Source organism: Streptomyces sp. HPF1205 (assembly GCF_020400825.1).
In the GTDB taxonomy this organism is placed as follows: domain Bacteria; phylum Actinomycetota; class Actinomycetes; order Streptomycetales; family Streptomycetaceae; genus Actinacidiphila.
The window spans coordinates 37,787-61,265 of record NZ_JAINVH010000002.1 but is presented as its reverse complement, the minus strand read 5'-3'; the positions used below and the strand labels follow the sequence as shown (position 1 = coordinate 61,265).

Genomic DNA, 23,479 nt, shown 5'->3' with positions numbered 1-23,479 from the left:
GGATGGAGTACGGATGCACGATCGCTATCACGTCGACGCGAACCCACCACTCTCACCGCCGGGCACCCCACGTGAGCTACTCGAAGCATTGGCCGACGCCCTCAACGCGAGCGGAAACCTCGTCCAGGACGCGTTAGACGAGCTCACCCCGGATCTGGTCGAGTTGGCTTTCAACTCGATCAACCCCAAAGAGCGCCAGCGACTCTTGCGTAACCTGGGCATCAACCTCGCTGCCCCGCGCCGGGCGAGCAAGTCCCTTTGCCAGGACGTGCTGACCCGGATGCGTCGCGAGCTGAAGCAGCACGGATGCACGTGCGCGACGCGAGTGCTAGTGGGTCGGGTCATGAACGATGTGGCGGCAGCTGTTGGGGCGGAGGAAAACAGACGCCCCGTCGTTGATCCGGTGACGCGATGGAACTCCGCCCTCGCCCGGCTGGCCGTCTTCACCTGGTGCCAGGCGTCAGCGTTCGACGCGAAGGTACTCCTGTGGGCGGCCGAGCGGCAGTGGCTCGGCCTTGGTGCCGACATCAATACCATCAAACTTGACGCCGTGCGGGAGGCGGCGGCCCGGGTCGTAGAGGTGACGTCCTCATTTGCACAGGACTCGACTCACCAGGTTGTGGACGGAGCCGATCGACTACTCTCTGCGAAGGAGAGCGTCGCTGCGCAGCCACTGCCGGAAGCCGTCGAGAACGAGCCAGCAAGCGGTACTGCCAGTGGTGACCCGCTCGGGACTGCCGACAATGGCGAGTACGTCGACCCATACCACGCATACGAGGCGCTGAAAGTATCAGTCTCAACGGCTCAAGATGCGATCACCCGTATCGCCGGTGCGCTGGAAGACGGATCTCCGCCGATCGAAGAGGATCTGCGGGACCTGTCCGCCGTGGTCCCTGCCTTTGTCCGCATCCGAGACGCCCTGGCGGCAGTCGGTACGAGTGGCGTTCCGCTCCGTCTCAACGACCTCGCCCAGGCTGTCGAGGCACACCGTGCGGAGCGCGATCGAGATCATGCGGTACGCGAGCGGCTGCACATACTGCTAGCCGTAACATGTCACGGGGCAGCTTCAGTCGCTCTGTTTGCGGCACAGGAACTGGCCCTGCACTTGCGGGAGAAACCGCTGTGGGACGAGTCAGAGCGAAGTCAGGCCGAAGCGCTCATCGCACTTGCTGAGATTGTCGAGCTGAGCGGGCGGCCGGACGCTCTGCCGGAAATCATGAAACGGCAGCAGCTGGTGGGACGAACACTGCCCGAGTGCGCCATGGCTGCCCTGATGTACACGGAGTTGAGCCTCCCCGCGGAGACGGCGAACGAGGACGCTCGCACCGAACCGGTCGTGTCCACTGTTTCCGAGCTGCCTCCAGCATCTGCCATGGTGGAAAGCAGCAGTTCCAGCTCGCCTTCTGTGGATACGCCCGGGCCGGTGGCAGAGGTGACTCCGTCCCCTCTGCCCGCGTCTCCTGTCGCTCCTGGATCACTCGAATCGCCCTTGGGCGCCGACGACATGGATACCCAGGCCTCCGCCGAGGTGGACACCAGCGCCGCATCAGGGAACCTCGATGCCGCTCCTGACGGTGCTGAGCCCATGCGTCAGCCCGCGCTGCCCGATGAGAGGCCCACGGCGGCGGCTTCCGTGGACGCTGCCCACCTCGTGATCGATGGCGCCGTGGTCCGTCTCGTCTCCGAAAGGCGCTTCGGGCTCGCCGCCCACATCTCGTCGGCCGCTGGACGTTCCGAAGCCGAGTCGGCTGCGTTGCGCTTGGCGGCTGCTGGCGCTGCCCTCCGCCCGGGATCCGGCAGCGGTGCCCGGTTGGTCGACGAAGCGCTTCAGCGCTGGGATGTCCTCGGATCTCGTGGCCAGGAGGGGACAGAGCTTCTCTTGCTGCCCGCGCTCGCCCGGTCCGCCCTGATCACCGGCGAACACATGGTCGGCGCACAATTGAGAGCCCTGGCTCCCCGGCTGCCTGTAGGTCTCGCCGAAATCGCGGTAGCGGTGGGTGACCGGGCACTTAGCGGGGCTTTGCTGATTGCCCGTCCCATGGCCGTGATAGCCGGCGTCTCCGCAACAGAGGCTGGACTGCGCGAGGCCGTCGATCAGGTTCAGGCGCTTTGCAAGCCACCGCGGCTTCGCTTCAACAGGGCTACGCATATTGCCAAGCGATGGCTGGCGGAGGACGGGATGCTCGGGGAGATGCTCCTGAGCATTGCGAACGGGCTGCCCGACACCGATGTCGTGGTGCGGGAGACCATCGGGCGTTTGACTCGGCTCTCAGAGGTCCATGCTGAGATCGACAAGGCAGACCGGGAGCTGCGCGGACCGAGCAGCCGCCCCCTCCAAGGCCCTGGCCGTCAGGACCTAGTGCAGTTGGTCGAGCGTTCGGTGGACTGCGCGAAAGCGTGGCTCGATGTCACCGAGGCCCTCAAACACCGTAAGGCAGCGGACAGCACCTGGGCTGTGCAGGAGATCTCGGCCATGCGAGAGTCCGTGCTCAACAGGCAGGACAACGCTTTGCGCGAGCTTGAACGTGCGGCCGGCAGACCGTATCCGTTTGCGGCCGCCGCGGCGCTTGCGGGACACATTTCGCTTACCGAATTCTTTCGTGAACTCGAGCACGGCACCACTGTCCAGCGGCTGGGGACAGAAGTTGATGCGTACGAAGCGATCAATGCCGAATTGCTCAAAATTCCTGCTGTCCCAGGTCAGCAGCCTTCGCTGGAAGACCTGCTGGCGGCAGTCGATCGAACGTGGGATGAAGCCCTCGAACTACAGGTAGCACAGGACGATTTCAGTGCTGGGCACCGGATACTCGACCTGGCGGCGTGTGGTGCGCTGCCCGGCGCGGCTCCGGCGTATCCCGACACCACCCGGCGAGCGTGGCTGCAGGATCTAGAGTCCCGACGCGCTTCGGAGCTGACCCGGCGCCGTGAGGAATTGCTTACGGAACTCCGAGGTGCCCAGGCCGACGGAGCGCTCTCCGACGACCAGGACGTGGCGCTACAGGAGCTGCTGGCTGACGCCGACGCCGGGGCCACAGAGGACGGTACCCCGCGTGAGCTGAGCAGCGTCAGACGCAACCTCGACTTGGTGGCTCAGTCTCTTCCGCAGTACCGCAAAGAGGCTGCCGACCGTCTGCGTGCCCGACTCGACGCCCTTCCCAAGGTCACCGATGACGAGCGGGCACAGGTACTGCGCCACCTGGACACCGACGGGCTCGCGACTGCAGCTGACCTCGTCTACTTTCTCGAACTGGGCGAGCAGGTCCCGGAAATCCTGACGGGGGAATCGCATCTCAGGGACTTCTATCCCTCCGTACCGACCGGACTGTCGGATGGCATCACAAAGGCGTTGGTTACGACGGCGCGGAATGGTAGCCGAGTGCGAAACCTGCCCGCACTTGACTATGGTCGCCTGTCCACTGACGAAGCGGCACGGGCCGCACACGCGCTGGAACAATGGCGTAACCTTGCGATCTGGGAACCTAAGGATCGGCAGAATGCCCCTCTCAGGGATTTGCTGCTGCCGGCTCTCTCGCTTTTGGGATACGAGGCCCGACGAGCTAGACCCCTTCACGAACTTCCGCGCAGCAACGAGTACCGCTTCGTCGACGTGTCCGATATCCAGATCAATGGCCGAGCCTGGGCCCCGGCTTTCGGTTCGAAAATCCTCGAACAGGGCGGCAGGTTGCGCGTTCTCATGGTCTGGGGTCGCCCCTCGGCACAGCTACTGCTGAGCCGAGCCACGCGAGAGCCGAGCGGCGAAAGTCTGCTGGTCGCCTACTTCGGCACTCTGAGCACCGACGATCGCGCCGCACTCGCCGCTTCCGTGGGGCGCGCCCCCCTCATGGTGGTGGATGATGCGGCTTTGGCGTACCTGGCCGCCCGTGGAAACCGTCAGGTCAGCGTAGCCACCGAGACGCTGCTCCCGTTTTCTGGTGTAAATCCGTACATCAAAGAGAAGCGTGGGAGAATCGGCCGGGAGATGTTCTACGGGCGCGACGCCGAACGCAAGAGCATACTCGACCCCGACGGCACCCAGATCATCTTCGGCGGCCGTGGCCTCGGCAAGTCGGCGCTCCTCAACGACGCCGGTGACCGTTTTGCCGAGCAACAACCCACTTACCATCGGCCCGTCTACATCAATCTGGACCACCACAACATTGGTAAAGGAACTGCGCTCGGCCCTGAAACGATCTGGAATGTGCTGGACGCGGAACTCACCAGTCTGAACGTGCTTCCTCAGAAGACACGCCGTCAGTTCCAAACGGCCGATCCCTTCGAGCGAGTGCGTTCGGGCATCAAGGAGTGGCTCGACAGCGAAGCGCAGCACCGGCTGCTGATCCTGATGGATGAGTGTGATCGCTTCTTCGAGGCAGACGCACCGCATTGCACTCAGACCCGCCGCTTGAAGGGGTTGTGTGTAGAGACGCGTGGCCGACTCAAGGTCGTATTCGCGGGCCTTCATTCTGTGCAACGGTTCACGCGGCTTGCCCGGAACGGGCCGTTCAGCCACCTCGCTCAGACCCCGACAGTAGTCGGGCCGCTGGCTCCGCAATTCGCTGCCGACCTGCTGACTCTGCCCATGCGAGCGCTGGGATTCGAGTTTGCTGACGTCGACCTCGTCAACCGCGTTCTGGGCTATTGTTCGTACCAGCCCTTCCTCCTGCAGATGTTTGGAAGCAGGCTGGTAGAGGGAATGCAGCGCAAGCGCGCCCGGAGAGAGGGGAGCGGCCTCCCATTTTCCGTCGAGGCCGAAGACGTACAAGCAGTTGAGTCGGACCCTTCGTTGCGGGCAGACATCACTGCGGCCTTCAAGGACACCCTCACCCTGGACGACCGCTACAACGTGATTGCCAACGTCCTAGCACGCCACGCACGCGACAACGGCCTAGAGGCCAGACTCACCGATATTGAGCTGCGCGATGAGTGTTCCAGTTGGTGGCCTGTCGGATTTCGGCAGCTCGACAGCGAGGGCTTTCGTGCCTATCTCCAGGAGATGGTCGGCCTCGGCATCCTGGCACCCAACCACGACGGTCGCGGCTGGCATTTGCGAGGCCCCAACGCACTGCGCATGATCGGAACCGCCCAGGAGGTGGAGACCCGTCTGCTTAGTGCAGAGAGTGAGTGCAGGCTTGAGGAAACCGTCGTTCTGGAGGGACGGCCGGAGTTGCACGATGGCCGGTCGGCGCCACTCACTGTCACTCAGGTAAACGATCTGTTGGGCGATCACGCAAACCAGACGCGTATCGTTCTGGGCACGCCCGCCACTGGGATCGGGGACGTCAGTGGTGCGTTGCGCGCTGTTACCGACCGGATCGGTTGGAAGATGCCCTCGATCGGCACGAACCGCCTCTTTCGCCAGGAGTTGTCCGCAGGAAGGCCGGGTGAGAGACGGCTCGTTGTCAGTGATCTCGCTGCCCTGCATGTGAACGAGGCTGGCTGCCGTGAGTCGCTGGAGCTGGCCAGGAATGTAGTCCCCGATCGGCCCGGCGTTACCCGGGCAGTCGTCCTGGTAGCCGGAGTCAACCAGCTCGGCCTGTGGCGTGATCTGCTTTCGGATCCAGAAGCTGCTGCGTCCACGTCAGTTGTGCTGAGGCGCTACGATCGGCACGGTCTGAAGTCGTGGACTCATCGAAGTGAACTCTTCGACACTGAAAGCCAACAAAGCAGGCTCTTCGAGGTAACCGGAGGCTGGCCGTTGGTGCTGGACTGGGCTATCGAACTGCATGAAAAGTCCCGGAACCAGGATCAGGCTCTACAAGCTCTCAGCGACGAGCTTCAAAAGAGGGCATGCGGAGCGAACCTAGTGGACGCTGCGGGCCTCGCTGCGGATCCTCTCATCGCGGCCGCCTATCGGGCTGTCGCCGAGGAGTTCGGCTCTGGCTGGACCACCGAAGATGATCTTTTGGTCGCGATGGAACTGGCAGGGTTGACAGAAGAAGAGGCCCGATGGGCGTGCGCCTGCCTCGATGCCTTCCAGGTACTTGAGCAGGAAGGTCTACGGCGTCGGCTGGAGCCAGTGCTTTTCAGCTGCTGGTCGCGTATCTGAGTGGAAGACCGTGCGGAGGTGGCATCTACCCGAGGGCCCACCTCCGCACGGTCATGTCAGTGTCGGTTGGTGTCTATGCCCACCGCCTGTGCCCCATGGAGGCCCTCGGCGTGGCTAACAGTTCTGCGCGCCGGCCTGCTGGGGGCGATAGTCCACCGCAGGTCGGCTATACCGGCGCTGGCTCTGAGATCGAGCAGGCCTACGTCTTCAGGAACAGCCTTACATTGCGCGCGGGGGAGACGTCGGCTGTCGGCACGGGCTGACCGGAATTCCTGGGTCGGGAGAGACTCTTGCACGGAACTTTGCCTGCTGGCCAGGGGAGCAGGCGCCGTTCGCGTTCATCATGACTGCGGGCACGGGAACACCCCCGCGTGCGCGGGGAGCAGAACGACGAAAACGGCGCGTTCGCCCTGGACACGGGAACAGCCCCGCGTACGTGGGGAGCGGTGGAGGACCAGGTCGGTCATCAGCATGGCCTGGGGAACAGCCCCGCGTGCGCGGGGAGCAGCGTCAGCGCACGCGCCGTCGAACTGTTCGGCCGGGAACAGCCCCGCGTGCGCGGGGAGCAGCACCCGGACGCCGTCCGGCGGATCGTCTCCCGGGGAACAGCCCCACGTGCGCGGGGAGCAGCGGCGCGCCGCACCAGGTACCGGCGGAGCTCCGGGAACAGCCCCACGTGCGCGGGGAGCAGGCAGGGTAGGGCGGGTGGTGGTCGGTCGTCACGGGAACAGCCCCACGTGCGCGGGGAGCAGGATGTCGTACATGCGCATGTCCTCTCAACCGGGGGAACAGCCCCACGTGCGCGGGGAGCAGAGGGCGTGACCTGCGGACTTAAACCGGCGAGCGCTCGATTTTACTCAGCTTCAAAGGTTCCGGCATATCGCTCAAAAGCCGCACAATCGGTCCCTGCTCGTCACCCACAAGCGAACCCTCCGCCGTATCGAGCACTCCCAGTCGTCGCCACCGCCGCGCCCGGCCGCCGGCACCTATCGCCCACCGTACCTTCGGCGCTTGCCCGCCTTGCTCCAGCCGGGGCGCGGGGTGCCGCCCTCCGACGCGGACGGCGCGCCCGGTCCCGCGCCACCGGGTTTTCCACCGGGCGACCCGCCGGGACGCTGCGCGGCGGGGCGGTGGATGAGGGTCAGGCCCTCGTGGTCGATGGGGTGCCAGGCGTGGTCGTGGGTTTCGAAGGTGTAGCCCTGCTCGTTGTCGGTCTGGTAGGCGAGAAGGGCGCGGCCCTGATGGGCGTAGGTGCGCACCTCGGCCCACAGGATGTCGCGGATGCGGGCGTTGGGGGAGCCGAGGAAGACGCCGGGGGAGATCTCCAGGAGCCATCGTGTGAGGAAGCCGCGCAGACCGGCCGGGCAGTTGGTGAGGATGATTACGGTCACCAGATGACCTCGTCCGCGTCCCCGTCCCAGTTGCGGCCCGCTTCGACGTGGCGGCCGTGGTCGGATTGCAGGGTGACGCGGTCCTCCGCACTCTCGGCGGCTTCCTGGGCGACGTCGTAGTGCAGCAGGTCCTTGATGTCCTTGACGCACCGGTCCAGTAGGCGGGTCTTGTTGATGCGGTCCCGCAGGGCGCGTCGGGTGCGGGCGGCGATGTCCTCGGGGCCTTCGGCTGCCGCGTCGAAGGCCGCCGGGATGGCCACGTCCGTCTTGTACAGGTCGGCTATGTCGAGCACGAAGGACCGTTCGTGGCCGGAGTGGACGAAGCCCAGGCCCGGTGAGCAGCCGAGTGCGGCCACCACCGCGTGGGCGACGCCGTACATGCACTGGGCCGCGGCCGTCACGGCCTGGTTCGGCGGGTCACCGGCCGAGAAGTCGTCGCGGTGGTATTCCCGGCGAACCCATGGCACGCCGGTCCGGGCCGACTCGCTCCGGTAACAGGCCTTAAGCCGGCGGCCCTCCATGTTCAGCAACTGCTGCCGGGTACGCCCTGCCGGGTCCTCGTCCGGGAAGCGGAGCCGGTACATGGCGCGGGCGACATCGAGCCGGGTGCGCTGGTTCGCCCACGCCATCGCCTGCGCCTCCACCAGGCCGGAGGAGCGGGTCAGCGCGCGGCCCCCTGCGTAGAACCGCACACCCTGCTCGCCGACCCACACCACACCCGCACCGCACTCGCCGAGCACCGTCATGGCCTGGTGGGTGATGCGGGTTCCCGGCCCGAGCAGCAGCGTCCCGATCGTGGCGGAGGGGATGTGGGTGACGCCGTCGGCGTCCTCCGCGGTGATGGCGTTGTCGTCACGGTGGACGACGCACCGTTCCAGGTAGACGAACGACAGCCGGTCGCCGACGCGGGCGAGTTCGCGAGGCGTCGACGCTCCCCGGCGCCCAACCGTGCTCACCTCTCAGCCCACCGGGGCCAGCGTCATCAACCCGCATCCGTACGCCTTCGCCTTCCCCAACCCCTGGGTGAGGGTGCGGCGCAGAGCCGCCGGGTCCGTGACGCGGAGCAGGCCGTCGTACGTGACCGTGGTGAGCGTGACCGTGCGCTGTTCCGAGGCCTTCGCGAACCGCAGCGCGCGCTGGTCACGGACCACCAGTTGGTGTTCGTCGCCGTGCTGCAGGACGCGCTTGTCCGCCGGAGTCTCGACCACGGCGAAGCCGGCCGACTCCTGCTTCGCGAGTAGCCATGCCGCCTGGTGCCGGGGCGTGATGTGCGCTGTGCGCTTGGTGGGCTCCCCCTCCTTGCGGCGGATCGCGTGCACCGGGTTGGCGGTGAGCCGGAACGCCCAGGTGCTGCCTTCGGTGAGCCGGCCGAGGAAGGGACTGTAGTCGTACGTCTGCCAGCCGGCGGTCTGCGACGCCGGCCATCCGGCCTGCTCCACGAGGTGGGTCAGGTCCGGGCGGCCGGGGCTGACAAGGAACAGCAGCACCTCAGCGCTTGAGTTGCGGTCCACCCGCCACAGGACTCGCGGGCCGTCTCCGTCGCGCGAGGGCAGGTCGGGGAAGGACATGGCGACGGCGGCGTGCATCCGGTGCGGCGAGCCGAGCAGTTCCCTGCCCTCCCGGCGGGCGGTGTTGATACGGAAGCGGGTGAGAAACATCAGGCGGGTCCCAGAACGGAAGTCGGATCGTGTACGGGTGGCTCTTGCGTGCCGGCCGACCCGGGCACGGGGACCTGCGCCGACTTAAGGCCGCGCAGGGCGTAGCGCCGGTGGCGGAGGTCGAAGCTGATCGGCTCGTCCCGCAGGGTGAGTTCCGGCGACTCGTCCGGAGGGCAGTCGAACAGGACGCTGAGCCGAAGGGGGCTCCGGGCCCCGAGCGTGCGCTGGTACCACTCCGAGGCCTGCCAGGGTGCCTGCCGCAGCGCGTCCAGGAGCCCGACGTCCTCCCGCACGCCGAGGTCGAGCGGTGCAGAGGGGGGACAGGAACGGCGGCCGAGGTACGGGAGGTACACCGGCTTGCGGACGGCGTCGTGCAGCGCGCGGACGAGCGCACTGTCGCCTTCCAGGCCCGCCACGAACACGGCGTCGGCGAGGTAGAAGCGCTCCGAGAGCGGCATGGCCTTGTCGGAGTCCTGGTGGTGGGCGGTCTGGAAGTCGCGTACGGGTGTCCCCGCCTGGTCGATGCGCACGCCGTACCGCAGGCGGACCAGATCGGAGACGTCCGCGTCCCGATCACGTCCTTGGGCGGCCGCGAGCAGGCCGATCACCCCGCTCTTGGTCGGCGCGTTCTCCGTCGTGCGCCGTACGAAGCGGGCCGACGATCCCCAGGACTGCAAGGGGCCCGCCAGACGCAGCAGGAGCACGGTCATGCCGTGGTCTCCAGGCGGCCGGCGACCGCGGCGCCGACCGCCTCCACCAGCTCGTCCAGGCCCACCGACGGGCCGAGAGCGGCCAGCGGCTCGGTGTCCTCGCCGACGCGCATGATCCACGTGCTCTCGCCGTCCGCGACGCCGTACGCCTGCTCCAGCTCCGGCACGTACCGGGCGAGGCGGGCGCAGCTCTCGTACACGTATCCCCCTTCCGTCTTCAGCGGCACCGGCCTCTCGAAGGCCGCGACGAAGCTGATCGGCCGCTCCGTGCGCAGCTTGGCGATCACGACGGTCGGCAGGGTGTGGTTGCCGAAGGTGTTCACCTTGCCGGTGGGCAGGGAGGTGATGAAGCCCTTGACGAAGGCCTCGACGGCCCGGCGGGTGGGGGTCGCGGGCGACTTGTCCTCGGCGAGGCCGGCGCCGAGGTTGGCGTGAAGGCGGTCGGCGTCCAGCGCCGCGTAGCGGTACAGGGTGGCGGAGTTGAAGTCGACGACACCGATCATTCCGGCGCCGGTCTCCGCGTCCGTGTTCCGATCGTCCACGGCGGTGTAGTAGTCGGACTCGTTGTCCACGGTGTGGACGCTGATGGCGTGCGCGACCTGCGTGGCCGCCTCGACGTTGAGGTCCGTGGCGTCGGCGACCATGCGGCCGAAGAGCGCGATGTCCACGGAGTGCCGGGTGTCGACGAGGCCGCGCGCCCGGGCCCTGTTCTCCTTGGCCTTGAGGAACTCCTTCAGCACCTTGATGTCGCCGCTGCCCTCGCTGCCTTCGACGGCCAGCTCCGCGAGCCCCTCCAGTTGGTGCGCGCTGAGGAACATCAGATACGACGACTCGGGCGCCGGATCGTCCTCACCCTCCTTGGCCTTGCGCTTCGGCGGCTCGATCTTCGACCCCGTGGCCGTGCGCAGCGTCTCGGCCGCCAGGTCGAGGGCCGTCGTCCGGTCCAGTGAGGAGTCGAGAGCCGTGATCTTCTCAGCCAGCGCCTCCGCGACCTTCTTCGTCCGGACACCCAGCTCGGACGGGTCCAGGAGCGACTCGAACCGCTTCCGGGTCGCGCGCTTCCACGCCTGGCTCGACACGCGCGACCGGCGCACGCCGCCGTAGAACGCCGTCTTGGGCGAACCGGTGTCGTCACGGTTGATGTTGCTCGGCGGGACGGTCTGCAGGATGTGGATGTCGAGGATGGTTCGGGTCACGTCGGTTCTTTCCTATCGGCTGGATGTGCGCACGTGCCGCACGTGTCGCGCGTGCCGCACGTGCTGCTGCTGTGAACTGCTGCTGCCTGTTGCTTTCGGGCGCCGGTCGGGAAAGCCCGGAACTGCTGCGGGGGAGGTGCGCAGGGGCCGTCGGCAGACCGGCTGGCGAGGTCCCTGCCCGTACGGATCTACGAGGAACCGGCGCCCTTGTCGCCGGCCTCCGGCTTGCGGCGCATGGCGGCCAGGTGGAAGTCGCGGCCCCAGGCGCGGCGGACGTCCGCCCTCTGCGCCGGGTTCTGCCACCGGTAGAGCTGCTCGGCGAGGAGCGCGTAGTCCAGCGGGATGCGCCGGTTGCGCAGCAACTGCACGACCTCTCGCAGCCGGGCACCCAGCATGTCCAGCGAACCGGCGTTGCCGACCCGCACGAAGCGGCGGCGGATCGGCTCGTCGAGATCCTGGGCCGAGGACTCGCCCGCGGCACCGCCACCCGGTGACACCGCCCGCATGAGCTCGCGGACGGCCCGCCCGAGCCCGCTGCTGGCGACGTGCATGTTGGCGTCGCGGTGGGACTGCTGGTGAAGCGCCCACAGCGTGGTCACGAGGTGCAGCGCCTGGTCGGCGCGATCGAAGTCCACCCGTCGGCGCTCGTCGTCGGGCAGCACGGCGAGCTCGGCGGCCAGCTGCTCGGTGCCGGTCTGACCCCACAGCTCGGTGAGGTCGTTGGCCTGCCGCCCGGCGCCGCGCCTGAGCCGGGCGAGCGCCGCAACCGCGTAGGGACGGTCGTCCCGATAGCCCCTTTGCAGCGCCCGGATGCACTGGTCGGCCGCCGTGCCGATCGGCCCGTACCGGGGAGGGGCGGTCGATGTCGCGGTGGAGGTCGGCGCGGCGGTCTCGGCGTTCGTCATACGAGGGCCTCCGTGGGCTCGTCGTCGGCGGCATCGGCATCGGCATCGGCGGCATCCGTGGAGGAGGGCGGCTGGGGTGGCCCGTCCGGGGAGACGGCGGCGGCTGCCGGGAGCACGCGGTTGAGCCGCATGCGGAACCACAGGTCGGCCTGGGTGTCGTCGACCCAGCGGGTGCCGCCCCCGTTGCCCCCTCCGTCCTTCACGTCGATGAACCGCCCCTCGGCGGCGGCAGGCGGAGCCTGGTCGAGCAGCCGCTTGCCGAGGCCGCGGACGATCTCGGCGGTCTCCACCTGCCACGCGGCGCGTGCCTGCCGTGGGTCGTCGCTCGTCGCCAAGGAGGCGAGCCACTGGCGGTACGGCGTGTCGAGTGCGGCGAAGCCCAGGTTGCGGGCCGCCTCAGCCGGACCGTCGGGATCGGCGCCCGCCGCTCGGGCGAGGTTGCCCGCGAGCTGCCCGAGCGCCCATACCGCCGAGTCGGCGTCGCCCACGGCCGCCACGGCCGCGGCACCGAAGTCCGGGCGCTCCTCGTGGAGGAGGACGACGGGGAGGTTCACGCTGTCGTCCACGACCTCGTCGATCACCGACTGCTGCGTACCGTACTTGGCGCCGACGACCCGCGTCCGGATGAGGCTCCTGGCGGGCAGGGCTTCCCTGTTCGCCAGCCGCGCCAGCCACTGGACGACACCCGGTGGGAGAGTACGCGCGGCCTCCTGCCGCTGGTCCGCCCCGTCCTCGGCCCGCTGCTGGGCCGGGAGAAGGGCGGCCAGACCGCGCCAGGCGGACCTGGCCGGATCGTGCTCCAGCGGCAGGTAGACCAGCGGCCCGCCGAGTTTCTTCTCCTGGGCCGGGCTGCGCCGCCAAGCCGTCATCGGCTCGCGGTTCAGCATGTCCGGGGCGGCCTTCGGGTCCCCGTAACCGAGGACCACGCCCGTGACGCCGTCGGCGTCGAAATGCAGCCGTGCCCGGCGGGACTGCCAGGTGTAGAGGTCGCGCGGGCCCGAGGGGCGCGGTTCGTCCAAGTCCTCCAGATCCTCCCGGGCCGGGCCAGGGCCCGACGGCGGGCGGCGCCACGCCGGTGCGTCCTTCTTGCCGGCCCGGAGGAAGTCGTTGTCGGCCGCGATCAGGTTGAGCAGCAGCGTCCGCTGGAGCTTGTCGCCTTCGGCGAAGACACCGCCGAGATTCCCCGTCAAGGCGACGCCGAGCGGGTAGCCCTTGCCGCTGCCGGGTTTGACCCGCGGATCGCCGACGGCTCCCGACTTGATCCCGGACGGGTCGAAGGCGTGCGCGTGCACCAGCCAGCGGGCGGCCTCAGCGAAGCTCAGCCGATTGACCGACGGCTGCCGCATGGAGAAGAAGGGATCGCCGTTCGGTACGTCGGCGACGATCCGGTTCAGCGAGAAGACCTCGTCCTTCTCGGTGTGCAGGCCGGCGACCTGGAAAAAGGGCTGGCGGGGGTGAAGGAGGTCGAAGCGGTCCCGGTGCCGTTCGAGGTACGCGGCGACCGGGGCGAAAGGCTCCTCGTCCTCCCAGAGTTCCTCCCAGTCCTCGATGTCCTCAGGCCCGTCCAGCGCGTCGTACAGGATCGCGAGCAAGAGCCGCAGGAGGGCCAGCTCCTGGGTGGGGAGATCACCCACGAGCCGCCGGATGCCGGCCGCGTGACGGAAGACGTCGTCGAGCGAGAGTTCCGCCGTCGTCCCGTCCTCGCGCAGCACCGGCAGCCATGGACGGGAGACCAGATCGAAGGAAGTCACCAACCCGCTACTCCTGAACCTCGGCCGAGCGGTCGGCCGTCACCACAAGTCCGTCACTCCGGCTGTACCGGAGGTGGAAGCCTGACAGACGGGTCCGACACTCCTCATCGAGAACGAGCACCAACTCGCCTGCCAGCCAAGGGCATTGCTTCACCTGCCAGGCCGGCACGCAGAACTTCTCCAGTTCCGCGATGGTCCGGTCGACCAGCCAGGGCTTGGAGAACTGCCAGGGAAGCGAGATCGCGCTCGCCGCCACCGCCTGCGCCGCCCGGGCGGACGGCGGCGCGTGCTCGGGCAGCTCCAGGCCGCCGCAGCCACGGTCCAGCCACGGCACGGTGGTGAGCACGCCGTCCCGCCTGCGCTGGACGACGAGCACCTCGACGCTCTCCTCGCTGTCGCGCACCTGCGCCCGACCCTGCGGGGTGTCGTCCGCGTCGCCCACACCGGCGTCGAGCCAGCCGATCACGGCTCGCCCGGGTTTGCGCACCGGGCCCAGCCGGAACATCTCCGCCCGCTCGCGCTTGTCGACGAGCTTGGTCCGGTAGGCGTGCCGCGCCTTGTCCAGCTCCGAGGCCCAGTGCTCGGGGCCCGCGGGTTCATCGTCGTACGCGGCCTGGACGAGCGGACTGATGTCGCCGGGCAGTTCCAGGGGGCGCGCCCCGGTCAGGTGGGGCTGCAGTACGGCGAGGGCGCGCAGCAGGAGGTACGGGCCCTCGTACACGCTGAGCGAGCCCGGGACGGGGGCCGGCGGATCGGCCGCCCAGTCCGCGACCCCGGTGACCAGGCATCGTGCGTTCGTCAGGCGGGCGGGTCGCGTCCGGGGATGGCGATGCAGCCGGCCCATGCGCTGCAGCATCAGGTCGACCGGTGCCAAGTCGGTGACGAGGAGGTCGAAGTCGATGTCGAGCGACTGCTCGACGACCTGACTGGCGACGACGATGTGGGCGCCCTCCGGCCGGTCCCCGTCGGGGCCGAACATCCGCAGCAGCTCGGCGTCGTTGCGGGCCCGGTCCGCGGCGAGGAAGCGCGAGTGGGCGACGGTGACCCGGTGTTCGCCGAAGCGCCGCCGCAGCTCCTGCGCGGCCTCCAGCACGCGGTCCACGGTGTTGCGCACGACCAGGGCGCAGCCGCCGTCCTCCAGTTCCGTCGCGAGCCGGTCAGCCAGGGCCGTGACATCGTCGTCGAGTGCTTCCACCGCGACGGGTGTACGGCGCCCGGATGCGGCCGGTGGGCGAGCGGTCAGCGTACGGCCACCAGGCGACACCGCGGTGACCAGCGGGTACGCGTCGGCGGGCAGATCGATCCCGGAGACGTCCTGGCCCGCGTACGCCTCCGCGAGGGCGCGCCGACGGGCCGCGGGGAGGGTGGCGGACAGAAGGACGACCGGGACCCGGTAGGCCGACAGCCACTCCAGCACGCGTTCCAGGTAGGTGTTCATGTAGGCGTCGTAGGCGTGGACCTCGTCGATGACGACGACCTTTCCGGCGAGGGCCAGATGCCGTAGCGCGAGGTGGCGGCTTTTGAGGGCGGCGAAGAGCACCTGGTCGATGGTCCCCACGGTGAAGGACGCCAGGAGCCCCTTCTTACGGCCGCGCAGCCACTGGTGGGCCTGGAGACCGGCCGGGCTCCGGCGTATGGGGTCGCCGGGCTTCGGCATCCTGGTGGTGTCGTCGGCCTCCACGGCGGCGATGGTCCGATTGCCCTCGCGTACCAGGCCCGACCACTTGTCGTTGAGAGCGGCTTTGGCGTGAGCCAGGAAGACGGACTGCGCTTTGGCGGCGGGCAGGTGCTCCAGCCACGTCAGCAGCCGGGAGAACATCGCGTCGCTGGTCGCCCGGGTCGGCAGCGCGATCAGGCAGCCGCCGGCTCCGGTGCGGGCGGCGAGGATTTCCGCTGCCGCCAGCGCAGCCTCGGTCTTGCCCTCACCCATGGGTGCTTCGATGATCAGCAACCCGGTGGCCGGCATCTGGCGTGCGACCCGGACCGCTTCCTCCTGCACGGGACGGATCGTGGCCTGCGGGGGAAGGTCGAAGCGGGCGGCGAACAGCTCTGCGGCGCCGCCTTCGGGTTCTGGCTCGGCGGGTTCCCAGGCGGGCGGTAGCTCCAGGCCTTGCCATGCCGCGTCCAGCCGTTTGCCAGGGGTGTGCTTGCCGTCGAGGTTCGCCTCGCTGGACGCGGTCGCGTACGGGAACAGCTCCGCGGAACTGGCGATCCAGTCCGCCAGGATGACGAGTGCGGTGAGAGCGACTTGTACGGGCTGGGTCAGCTTCACCGCCGCCCAGGCGCTGAATCTGTCCTCGACACCGGCTTCCCGCGCGCAGGCGTCGAGCAGTTCACGCTGGACGGCAAGCCACTTCGCCTCGCTCGGCCCGGGCGTACGTATCAGCTCCGGATGCTGGGCCAAGTCGTGCAGCTTCCGGTCGCCGGGCGGTACCCCGTGGTGACCTCCGGCGACGATGGCGAACTGGGCACTGGTGCGGACGGTCCACCCGAACCGCTCATTCAGCCACTCTTGGATGAGCACTTGCCCCGCGAGTCCGTGGGGTGCCAACACACGATCGGTTCCGAACTGCTTCTGATCCGGCATGTCCAACCCGGCCCGCCGCATGCGGTTCGCCAGGCCGTCCACCTGACATGCGAAGGCCGGCGTCGCCTTCCCGATGTCGTGGGAGGCCGCGAGCCACACCGCGAGCCGCCGCCCGTCGTCCATGCCTGTCGGGAGCACTTCAGCGACGAGCTCCCTGATGTTCCGCGGCAGCCACTCGTCCCACAACTTGCCCGCTACGGCGGCACTGTCGGCCATGTGCTGCCTGAGCGGCAGCCAGTCCTCGGTGTCCCGGTCGTGCTTCCCCCAAGTCCGCCGCGCCGCCTTGGACAGCGCGCCGAAGGCACCCGCGGATGCGGGTAAATCACGGTGCATGGCGACATTGGACAGCATGGCGGCATGCCCACGGATGAGAATTCGAAGAAAGGTACGGAGTTGCACGCTTTTGATCGAAACTGACAATGGGCGACCGATCGGGGGTCTTCCAGATGATCCGACAGGCGGCGCCGCGCTCGACGCGGGGCCGTGAGGAAGTGGATGGGACCCTGGCGCTGCGGTTCGAGGGGCGATGCTTAGGTTTGCGTGCCGGAGGCGGAGGCCGATGAGGGACGTCGGTGACTTGGATCGTTCCGATCTTGAGGTGGTGAGCGGGTGACATGTGCGGGTGCGTTGACTTGAGGCTTTTATGTGACTTGCCGGAATTTGGCAAAGTAAGTAAAAACCGCAAGCGCCGCCGGTAACGTGCCTGGTGGCGGCCTCTGCTCCCCGCGCCCGCGGGGCTGTTCCCGCGTCCTTGACGGTCACCAGGGAGGCGACGTTCTGCTCCCCGCGCCCGCGGGGCTGTTCCCCCGTCGTCCGCGGTGTACTCCACCCTGCCGACCTGCTCCCCGCGCCCGCGGGGCTGTTCCCTCGGCGAGCGTCCCATCCCGCAGCTTGGTGTCCTGCTCCCCGCGCCCGTACCCCGCGCCCCGTAGGTCTGGTACTGCTCCCCGCGCCCGCGGGGCTGTTCCCCGCGGGATCGCGTAGACGCCGGTCGGCCGGACCTGCTCCCCGCGCCCGCGGGGCTGTTCCCCCGTTGACCGTGACCGACGCGGCCGCGCAGGCCTGCTCCCCGCGCCTGCGGGGCTGTTCCCACCAAGCCCGGCGTTCGGCCCGCGGCCACGATCTGCTCCCCGCACCTGCGGGGCTGTTCCCCGGCGCGGAGCCAGGCCTTGTAAAGTTGATCGCTGCTCCGCGCACCAGTTGGTGGTGTTGCCGTGGTGAGGGTCGGGATATGTTGCCGGAATGACTGACATGGACCCGTTGGTGCCCGTTCTTGCCGGGCTGGTCGTCGATGTCGTCTGCTTCCTCGACAGTTGCGAGGACGACGAGGTCGACCCCGATTCCGCGGTGAAGATGATGGAGAGCGTGAGCTGGGTTTTGGGGCAGTTGCCGCAGGACCAATGCGCCCGGTTGCTCAAGGTCATCGCGGATCTGGCCGAGTCCGAGCAGGACCCGGGCCGACGGGCGTTCTTGGAGGCTTTCCCTATCGCTTTCGGCCTGGTCGAGGAGCCCGAGGACTCAGCCTGAGCCACATCCTGATCACGCGGAGGTACTCAGCTGCAGGCTGTGGTCGATCGGCTTTGCTCGATCGTGGTCGCTCTGGTGGTCCAGAATCGGACAGCAGCACTCTTCGGTAAAGCGTCCCGACCGCCGCCACGGTGCCAGGCGAGGTAGACGTCGGAAGCCCCGGTCACCAGGGGGAGGCGGGGCGGCGAGCTGGTGGTCGGGCAGTGGAGAACCTGGCTCATCGGCGATGTCTTTCAGGTCAGCGGTGATGAGCCGGTCCAGGCGCTGATCGTTTGCTATACGGCTGAGGCGGGAGGGGGGTGCTCTGCTGTCGTGATCGGCCCCTTGAGGTCACCTCTTCCTGTGGCTTCGCCGACGCGCGTTCTGCGGTTTCGACTGCGTGGCGGGCTGGGTGGGTGCGTTGGAGGGTTGTTCGCACGGACTCTTCGGTGCGGAGGGTCGTGAGGGTGGTCTGCAGGGCCATGCGTTTGGTGTCGAGGTGGTTGAGGTCGGCGGTGATTGCCTCTGCGGCCGTCGCGGGGGCCGTCTTGGCCTGGCGGGACAGGGTTGCCATCCGGTCACAGAGGCGGGTGAGGGCCGATTCCGCGCTGGCGACCCGTGTGGTCAGAGCTGTGTCCGTGAGGTGGCCGTATTGGCGGTCCCGCCAGCTGGGGATGGCGGGAGCCGGGGCCCGACCGAATTCGTGGGTGATCATTCCGTCGGGGCGGGACTGGTGGAGGAGGTCGGCGAAGGCGTCCAAGGCGCGGGTGAGAAGTTCGGCTTCCGTACGAGGTTCGCCGAGGCGGGTGCGTGTTTCGGGGGGTTCGAGGGCGGCGGTGGGGAGCCAGAGGTGGTTGGCGGTACGGGCGCGGGTGAGGGCGGCGTAGAGGGCGAAGGCGTCGGCGCCGTGGCCGTAGGTGAGGGAGGTGTCGGTGGTCATGCCCTGGCTGGCGGCCACGGTCATGGCGTAGCCGAGGGAGAGGTGGCCGCCCACGATCTGGTTGAGGGTGAGCCAGGCGGAGGTGAGGGTGGGTGGGCCGTCGGGGGTGGGGTGGCGCCAGGTGATGCGTACGGTCTTGCGGGCGTCGGTCGGGTTGAGGGCGGTGATGAGGGCGCGTTGGCCATTGAGGATGTCGGGGCCGGCGCCGTGGCGGGAGCGGTAGTCGTTGGCGCGTACCCGTACCAGGTCGCCGACCGCGAGGGTCAGGTGACGGCCGGCGGTGAGGGCGTACGTGTGGGCCGGGCCGAGTTCGCCGGCGGTGGCGCGCAGGGCCTGGGCCTGGGCGTTGAGGTGGTCGACGTCGTGGTTGCGGGGGGCGAGGACGACGAGGTGGGCGAGCAGGTCGTGCGGGTCGGGCCAGCGCTTGCGCAGCTTGTCCCACGCGCCGATGATCTCGGCTCGGGCGTCTTCGGCGGTGTCGGTGGCGTGGACGCGGCCGCTGTCGGCGAAGACTTGGAGGGCTTTGCGGCGGGCGCCGGTGCGCCAGGTGCGCAGAGCCGCCCGTTCCGCTTCGTCGCGCTGGCGGCGGTTCTCGGTCAGGGTCGGGCCGCCGACCAGGCGGTGGACCTCGGCGAACCCTCCGCCCGGGCCGACGGCCTGGAGCTGGAGCGGGTCGCCGATCGCAACGATTTTCGTACGGGTGCGGGCGGCTTCGGTGAGCAGGACGGCGACCGCGCGGTCGTCGGTCATGGCGGCTTCGTCGAGTACGAGGACGTCGATGCCGGTCAGGCCCTCGCCCTCGCGGATCCGGTGGAGCCAGGAGGCGATGGTGCGCGACGGGATGCCGGCCTCGGCCTGGAGGTTCTGGGCGGCGACGGCGGACAGGGCGGCGCCCGCGTGGACGAGGCCGGCGGTGTCCCAGCCGATGCGGCAGGCGTCCATGAGGGTGGTCTTGCCGGCGCCCGCGACGCCGATGACCGCGTCGATGCCGTGTCCGGCGGTCAGCAGGCGTTCGACGACGGCGCGTTGCTCGGTGGACAGGGGGAATCCGGCGGCGACCTCGAAGACGCCGAGGGCGGCGTCGGCTTGGGCGGGGGTGAGCTGGGCGGTGCCGTCGGCGTAGCGTTCGCGGGCCTGGGCGGTGAGGGTGTGTTCGGCGGTGAGGATGTCGGTGGTGGTGTGGCGTTCGGTGTTGGTCATGACGGTCGAGCCGCGGTGCGGCAGCGGTACGGGGGCGGGGGTGCCGGGCGTGGCGGTGGCGGTCAGGACCTGGTCGGCCAGGGCGTCCAGGCGGCCGGTGCCGGGCGCGATGCCGTGGGGGAGGGCGTGGGCGAGGGCGGTCAGGAGCTGGGCGCGGGAGAAGGCCTTGTCGTGGGAGGTCAGACCGGTCGCGGGGTCGAAAACGGTCGCCGCGAGGGCCGTAGGCGACGGGAGGTGGGGTCGGTGGCGGGGTCGTTACGGTGGTGGGCCCTGTGGGGAGCGGCGGCGGTCACGACCGCCCCGGCCTCGTACCCGGCCTGGTGGGCGCGTTCTCGCCACGAGCGGCGCTGGTCGGTGGCGGTGCCGGTGTCGTGTTTGGCGTGGCGGGTCTGCTGGGAGACGCGGAGCTTGTCCGCGCGGGTCGCGTCCGGGCTGGCGGCGGCGTTGACCTGGGCGGCGCGGCGGGAGAACACCTCGCGTAGCTCGGGCGGTACGCCGACGACCTCCCAGGCACCGGTGACCGGGTCTTGGGCCTAGCGCATGCCGAAGCGTTCGCGGGTGAGGGCGCGGACGCGGGCTTTGAACAGGGCGTCGAAGGCTTTGGCGTGGCGGTGCAGGTCGCGGCCGGAGTTGGCCACGGCCCGCCAGTGACCGTCGGCGCAACGGGCGAGGTTGGCGATGGTGAGGTGGAGGTGCAGGTGGGGGTCGCCGGGGGTGGTGTCGTCGACGGGGCGGGCGGAGTGGTGCTCGACGCTCCAGGCGATCAGGCCGCCGGTGGCGATACGGACCGGGTGGCCGTCGCGGCCGGCGACCGCGTAACCGATCCACTGCTCCAGCTGGGCGAAGGCGTCGTCCTTGGCCTGGTGGACCAGAGCGCGCAGCTCGCGGGCGTCACTGTCGTCCATGAGGGCGTGCACGACGCTGAGGGATTTGGGCAGGTCGGCGACCAGGTCCCAGCCGCGGACGCGGACGTTGACGCGGTGGTGCTGGTGGGCACGGGCCTCGGCGAGTTCGGTGGGGGCGTAGACGTCGGCGAGGTCGAGGCCGGCGGCCCGGGCCAGACGGTGGAGGGTGTCGTACTGGAGGCGGTAGGCGTCGCCGGACTTGTGGACCTGGCGGGTGAGGGAGGCGAGCTGGCGCTGTTGCTTGGGCTTGCCGTCCAAGAGGGCGGCTGGATCGGGCAGGCCGCGCCGCTCGGCCTCGATACGGAGGGCTTCGAGGAGGCGGGCGGCGGTGAGCTGGGCCTTGTCGTGGGCGCGGACTTCGGCGGGGACGAGGCGGGCGCCGGTGGCGGGGTGGGTGCCGTTCATGATCAGCCGGGCGGCCTGCTTGCCCGCCTCGTCCATCCGCTGCCCGGGCCGAAGACCGAAGGCGGACAGGCCGCTGCCCATCCAGACGAGGGCGCCGTCGTGTTCGGCGCGCAGGCGGTAGTCGACGGTCGGGTCGGCGCCGGGCGTGGAGGTTGCGGGGGTGGGGGTGCCGTCCGGCGGGGCGACGAAGCACCCGGCGTGCTCGGCGAGCCGGTAGTCGACCTGCTGCATTGCGATGATCTTCGTGACCCAGGCCATGGGGTCACCTCCTTTCCGGTGTGAAGGGGGTTCGGGGGTGTGGTGGTGGGCGTGGCGGAGCCGGGTCTCCCCGGGAGGGGAGGCCCCTTTGTCCATGCGCTATTTGTGATCTTGTGAGGTGGGTGCGTGAACGGACACCATGCGGGTCACCCACGAAAGGAGGTCTCGTGGTGACGGATGGAAGGGCTCGGCGGTGGGTGTCAGTGGGACGTGGCAGGGTGCCGGCCATGACCGCGTTGAGCGACGACGAGATTGTTGCGAAGGTCCGCGAATACGCCGAAGCGCGGCGGCTGCCGCCGCCGGCCCCCATCGAGGCGGCCGCCGAACTGGAGGCCGCCGTGGGATACCCCATGCCGCCGCTACTGCGCCGGCTGTACTGCGAGGTGGCCAATGGCGGCTTCGGCGTCGATGAGGTGGTCTCGCTCTCCGACTCGGGCGCATGGTTCAGCGACGAGGAATCGCTTCTCGACGTGCACCACGAGTGGTCCGCACCGGACGGGCACCTCTACCCGAACCACATACTGCCGATCATGACAATGGGCTGCGCCATCTGGTGGTGCATCGACCTCAGCACCCCCGAAGGCAGGATGTGGGGCTGGGATCCCAACCGCGGCTGTGAACGCCACTACCTCTTCCCGGAGAAGGTCACGCTCGCCGAGTGGCTCACCGACTGGCTTGAAGGCCACCGCACCTTCCCCCACCCGCCGGAGAATCCGGAGTGTCCCAATTGCTGACGCTCCGGCGCGGACGGGTCCGCGCCGACAGTCGACTTGGCGAACGCAGCCCCGGCCCAGGGGAACGCTCGCTCACGGCCCATCGCCACCGGAGGCCGACGGCTCGTCGGCGGTTTGATGCCGTCGCCGAGGCGCAACGGCCGGTCTGCCCCGTCGACAACGACGCCGCAGGGGACTTCTGCAACGCACTGGATGACGCGGACACCGATGGACCCGACCCTCGCCGAAGCGGGATCACCTGCCATCACATACCTGGAAGGTTTTGCATGAGTTGGGACGTCCTTCTCCTGCGTCTGCCCGCCCATATCACTTCCGTGGACCAGATTCCTGACGACTTCGCTCCGCCCTCGCTCGGTCAGCGGCAGGGTGTCCTCGCCGATGTGAGCCGGGCCATTCCTGAAGCGGATCTTTCCGATCCCACGTGGGGCGAGCTGCTGGGGCCGAGTTGGTCGATGGAACTGAACATCGGCTCCAGGGACCCGGTCGACTCGATCATGCTGCACATCCGTGGCTCCGGCGACGACGTGCTCACCCCCGTCTTCCGCCTCGCTGCCGCGCTGGAGTGCAAGGTTCTGGACTGCTCCGACGGCGCCCTGATCACCCCGCCGGGGACTTCGGGCTGGCACGCCTTCCAGGAGTTCCGCGACCGCGTGGTGGGTCCCACTCGCTGACTTCGGGGACACAGCCCGCCTGGAAAGGGGGAAATAGCCCATGCCGATGGATCTGGGGGGTGCCCCTCTTTCCTTCGTCGAGCTCCGGGGAGGATGCGGGTCATGACGCGAGGGGCTCAGGGGCGGGATCGGGCGGGCCGGACGGCGGCACACTGTGCCGCTTTGAACGGTGATGTTGATTGTTTGCGTGGGCTTGCGGTGAGCGGGGTGGATCTGGACGCTGCGGACAGTGCCGGATGGACGCCGTTGCATTTCGCCGCGCAGGCCCAGAACGCGCAGGCCGCCGAGGCTCTTCTAGCCGCTGGGGCAGCGGTGGATGTGCCTGACCGGTATGGCAATACCGCCCTGTGGACGGCGGTATTCAACTTTCGCGAGGAGGGCGCGATCCTGCGTGTGCTGCTGGAGGCGGGGGCCGATCCGGAGCGGGAGAACGCGCACGGGGTGAGCCCGCGCGGTCTGGCCGACAAGATCGCCAACTATGACGTCGCGGCCCACTTGCCGGACGTGAAAGGTTCTTCCTCGTAGGGTCTGCTTGCCTCGCGCCCCAGGTCAGGCCGCCTCTGCGGGTCGTGATTCGTGGAAGGTGCTGGATCTTCATGCACAGCCTGTTGCCTGT

Annotated in this window: 14 protein-coding genes, 1 pseudogene and 2 CRISPR repeat arrays; of the genes and pseudogenes, 5 read left to right on the top strand and 10 right to left on the bottom strand. The window is 68.9% G+C overall.

The features are described 5' to 3' along the window. Positions 1–13: 13 nt before the first annotated feature. Positions 14–6,046: a hypothetical protein gene (locus K7G61_RS02555; RefSeq protein ID WP_225844916.1), complete on the top strand. Its 6,033-nt coding sequence runs from the start codon at positions 14–16 to the stop codon at positions 6,044–6,046. A 357-nt stretch (positions 6,047–6,403) separates the two neighbouring features. Next, positions 6,404–6,859: a CRISPR direct-repeat array (repeat unit 29 nt; unit sequence GGGAACAGCCCCACGTGCGCGGGGAGCAG). A gap of 173 nt (positions 6,860–7,032) precedes the next feature. Here the strand turns inward: K7G61_RS02555 and cas2e are convergent. The 8 genes from cas2e to cas3 form a co-directional block, all read right to left on the bottom strand. After that, positions 7,033–7,437, bottom strand: coding sequence for a type I-E CRISPR-associated endoribonuclease Cas2e (gene cas2e / locus K7G61_RS02550; protein ID WP_225844915.1), 405 nt, complete (start codon positions 7,435–7,437; stop codon positions 7,033–7,035). Continuing rightward, a complete protein-coding gene (gene cas1e / locus K7G61_RS02545; RefSeq protein ID WP_225844914.1) occupies positions 7,434–8,393 on the bottom strand; it encodes a type I-E CRISPR-associated endonuclease Cas1e in 960 nt (319 codons plus the stop codon). Before cas1e ends, cas2e begins: the two co-directional genes overlap by 4 nt. Positions 8,394–8,396: 3 nt before the next feature. Further along, complete coding sequence (cas6e, locus tag K7G61_RS02540) at positions 8,397–9,095, bottom strand: type I-E CRISPR-associated protein Cas6/Cse3/CasE (protein WP_225844913.1); 699 nt, start codon at positions 9,093–9,095, stop codon at positions 8,397–8,399. After that, positions 9,095–9,805 (bottom strand): type I-E CRISPR-associated protein Cas5/CasD, encoded by a 711-nt coding sequence (gene cas5e / locus K7G61_RS02535; protein ID WP_225844912.1) that lies wholly within the window; start codon positions 9,803–9,805, stop codon positions 9,095–9,097. The genes cas6e and cas5e overlap by 1 nt, the downstream gene beginning before the upstream one ends. Further along, positions 9,802–11,001, bottom strand: coding sequence for a type I-E CRISPR-associated protein Cas7/Cse4/CasC (gene cas7e / locus K7G61_RS02530; RefSeq protein WP_225844911.1), 1,200 nt, complete (start codon positions 10,999–11,001; stop codon positions 9,802–9,804). Before cas7e ends, cas5e begins: the two co-directional genes overlap by 4 nt. A 188-nt stretch (positions 11,002–11,189) precedes the next feature. Beyond that, entirely contained in the window at positions 11,190–11,906 is a 717-nt protein-coding gene (gene casB / locus K7G61_RS02525; protein WP_225844910.1) for a type I-E CRISPR-associated protein Cse2/CasB, read from the bottom strand. Further along, a complete protein-coding gene (casA, locus tag K7G61_RS02520; protein ID WP_225844909.1) occupies positions 11,903–13,657 on the bottom strand; it encodes a type I-E CRISPR-associated protein Cse1/CasA in 1,755 nt (584 codons plus the stop codon). The genes casB and casA overlap by 4 nt, the downstream gene beginning before the upstream one ends. 7 nt (positions 13,658–13,664) lie before the next feature. Beyond that, positions 13,665–16,577, bottom strand: coding sequence for a CRISPR-associated helicase Cas3' (gene cas3 / locus K7G61_RS02515; protein WP_225844908.1), 2,913 nt, complete (start codon positions 16,575–16,577; stop codon positions 13,665–13,667). A 383-nt stretch (positions 16,578–16,960) separates the two neighbouring features. Further along, a CRISPR array of direct repeats spans positions 16,961–17,396; the repeat unit is 29 nt; unit sequence CTGCTCCCCGCGCCCGCGGGGCTGTTCCC. A gap of 90 nt (positions 17,397–17,486) precedes the next feature. Here cas3 and K7G61_RS02510 point away from each other — a divergent pair. Continuing rightward, positions 17,487–17,771, top strand: coding sequence for a hypothetical protein (locus K7G61_RS02510; RefSeq protein WP_225844907.1), 285 nt, complete (start codon positions 17,487–17,489; stop codon positions 17,769–17,771). 238 nt (positions 17,772–18,009) lie between these two features. Here K7G61_RS02510 and K7G61_RS36255 read toward each other — a convergent pair whose 3' ends face one another. Both K7G61_RS36255 and mobF read right to left on the bottom strand, forming a co-directional pair. Then, on the bottom strand, positions 18,010–19,890 hold the full coding sequence (locus tag K7G61_RS36255) for an ATP-dependent RecD-like DNA helicase (protein ID WP_263983810.1): 1,881 nt from the start codon (positions 19,888–19,890) through the stop codon (positions 18,010–18,012). A gap of 179 nt (positions 19,891–20,069) precedes the next feature. Beyond that, a pseudogene (gene mobF / locus K7G61_RS02495) lies at positions 20,070–21,431 on the bottom strand (MobF family relaxase). A gap of 254 nt (positions 21,432–21,685) precedes the next feature. Here mobF and K7G61_RS02490 point away from each other — a divergent pair. The 3 genes from K7G61_RS02490 (at position 21,686) to K7G61_RS02480 (ending at position 23,388) form a co-directional block, all read left to right on the top strand. Continuing rightward, the gene (locus K7G61_RS02490) at positions 21,686–22,192 is read left to right on the top strand and encodes an SMI1/KNR4 family protein (RefSeq protein WP_225844906.1); all 507 of its coding nucleotides are present in this window, start codon (positions 21,686–21,688) and stop codon (positions 22,190–22,192) included. A gap of 266 nt (positions 22,193–22,458) precedes the next feature. Then, on the top strand, positions 22,459–22,863 hold the full coding sequence (locus K7G61_RS02485; protein ID WP_225844905.1) for a hypothetical protein: 405 nt from the start codon (positions 22,459–22,461) through the stop codon (positions 22,861–22,863). A 93-nt stretch (positions 22,864–22,956) separates the two neighbouring features. Then, positions 22,957–23,388: an ankyrin repeat domain-containing protein gene (locus K7G61_RS02480; RefSeq protein WP_308190578.1), complete on the top strand. Its 432-nt coding sequence runs from the start codon at positions 22,957–22,959 to the stop codon at positions 23,386–23,388. Positions 23,389–23,479 lie beyond the last annotated feature (91 nt).

Coding starts and splice junctions, on each gene's coding strand:
- K7G61_RS02555 (WP_225844916.1), top strand. CDS start 14: ATGCACGATCGCTATCACGTCGACGCGAACCCACCACTCTCACCGCCG.
- cas6e (WP_225844913.1), bottom strand. CDS start 9,095: ATGTTTCTCACCCGCTTCCGTATCAACACCGCCCGCCGGGAGGGCAGG.
- cas5e (WP_225844912.1), bottom strand. CDS start 9,805: ATGACCGTGCTCCTGCTGCGTCTGGCGGGCCCCTTGCAGTCCTGGGGA.
- casB (WP_225844910.1), bottom strand. CDS start 11,906: ATGACGAACGCCGAGACCGCCGCGCCGACCTCCACCGCGACATCGACC.
- cas3 (WP_225844908.1), bottom strand. CDS start 16,577: ATGCACCGTGATTTACCCGCATCCGCGGGTGCCTTCGGCGCGCTGTCC.
- K7G61_RS02510 (WP_225844907.1), top strand. CDS start 17,487: ATGACTGACATGGACCCGTTGGTGCCCGTTCTTGCCGGGCTGGTCGTC.
- K7G61_RS36255 (WP_263983810.1), bottom strand. CDS start 19,890: ATGACCAACACCGAACGCCACACCACCACCGACATCCTCACCGCCGAA.
- K7G61_RS02490 (WP_225844906.1), top strand. CDS start 21,686: ATGACCGCGTTGAGCGACGACGAGATTGTTGCGAAGGTCCGCGAATAC.
- K7G61_RS02485 (WP_225844905.1), top strand. CDS start 22,459: ATGAGTTGGGACGTCCTTCTCCTGCGTCTGCCCGCCCATATCACTTCC.
- K7G61_RS02480 (WP_308190578.1), top strand. CDS start 22,957: ATGCGGGTCATGACGCGAGGGGCTCAGGGGCGGGATCGGGCGGGCCGG.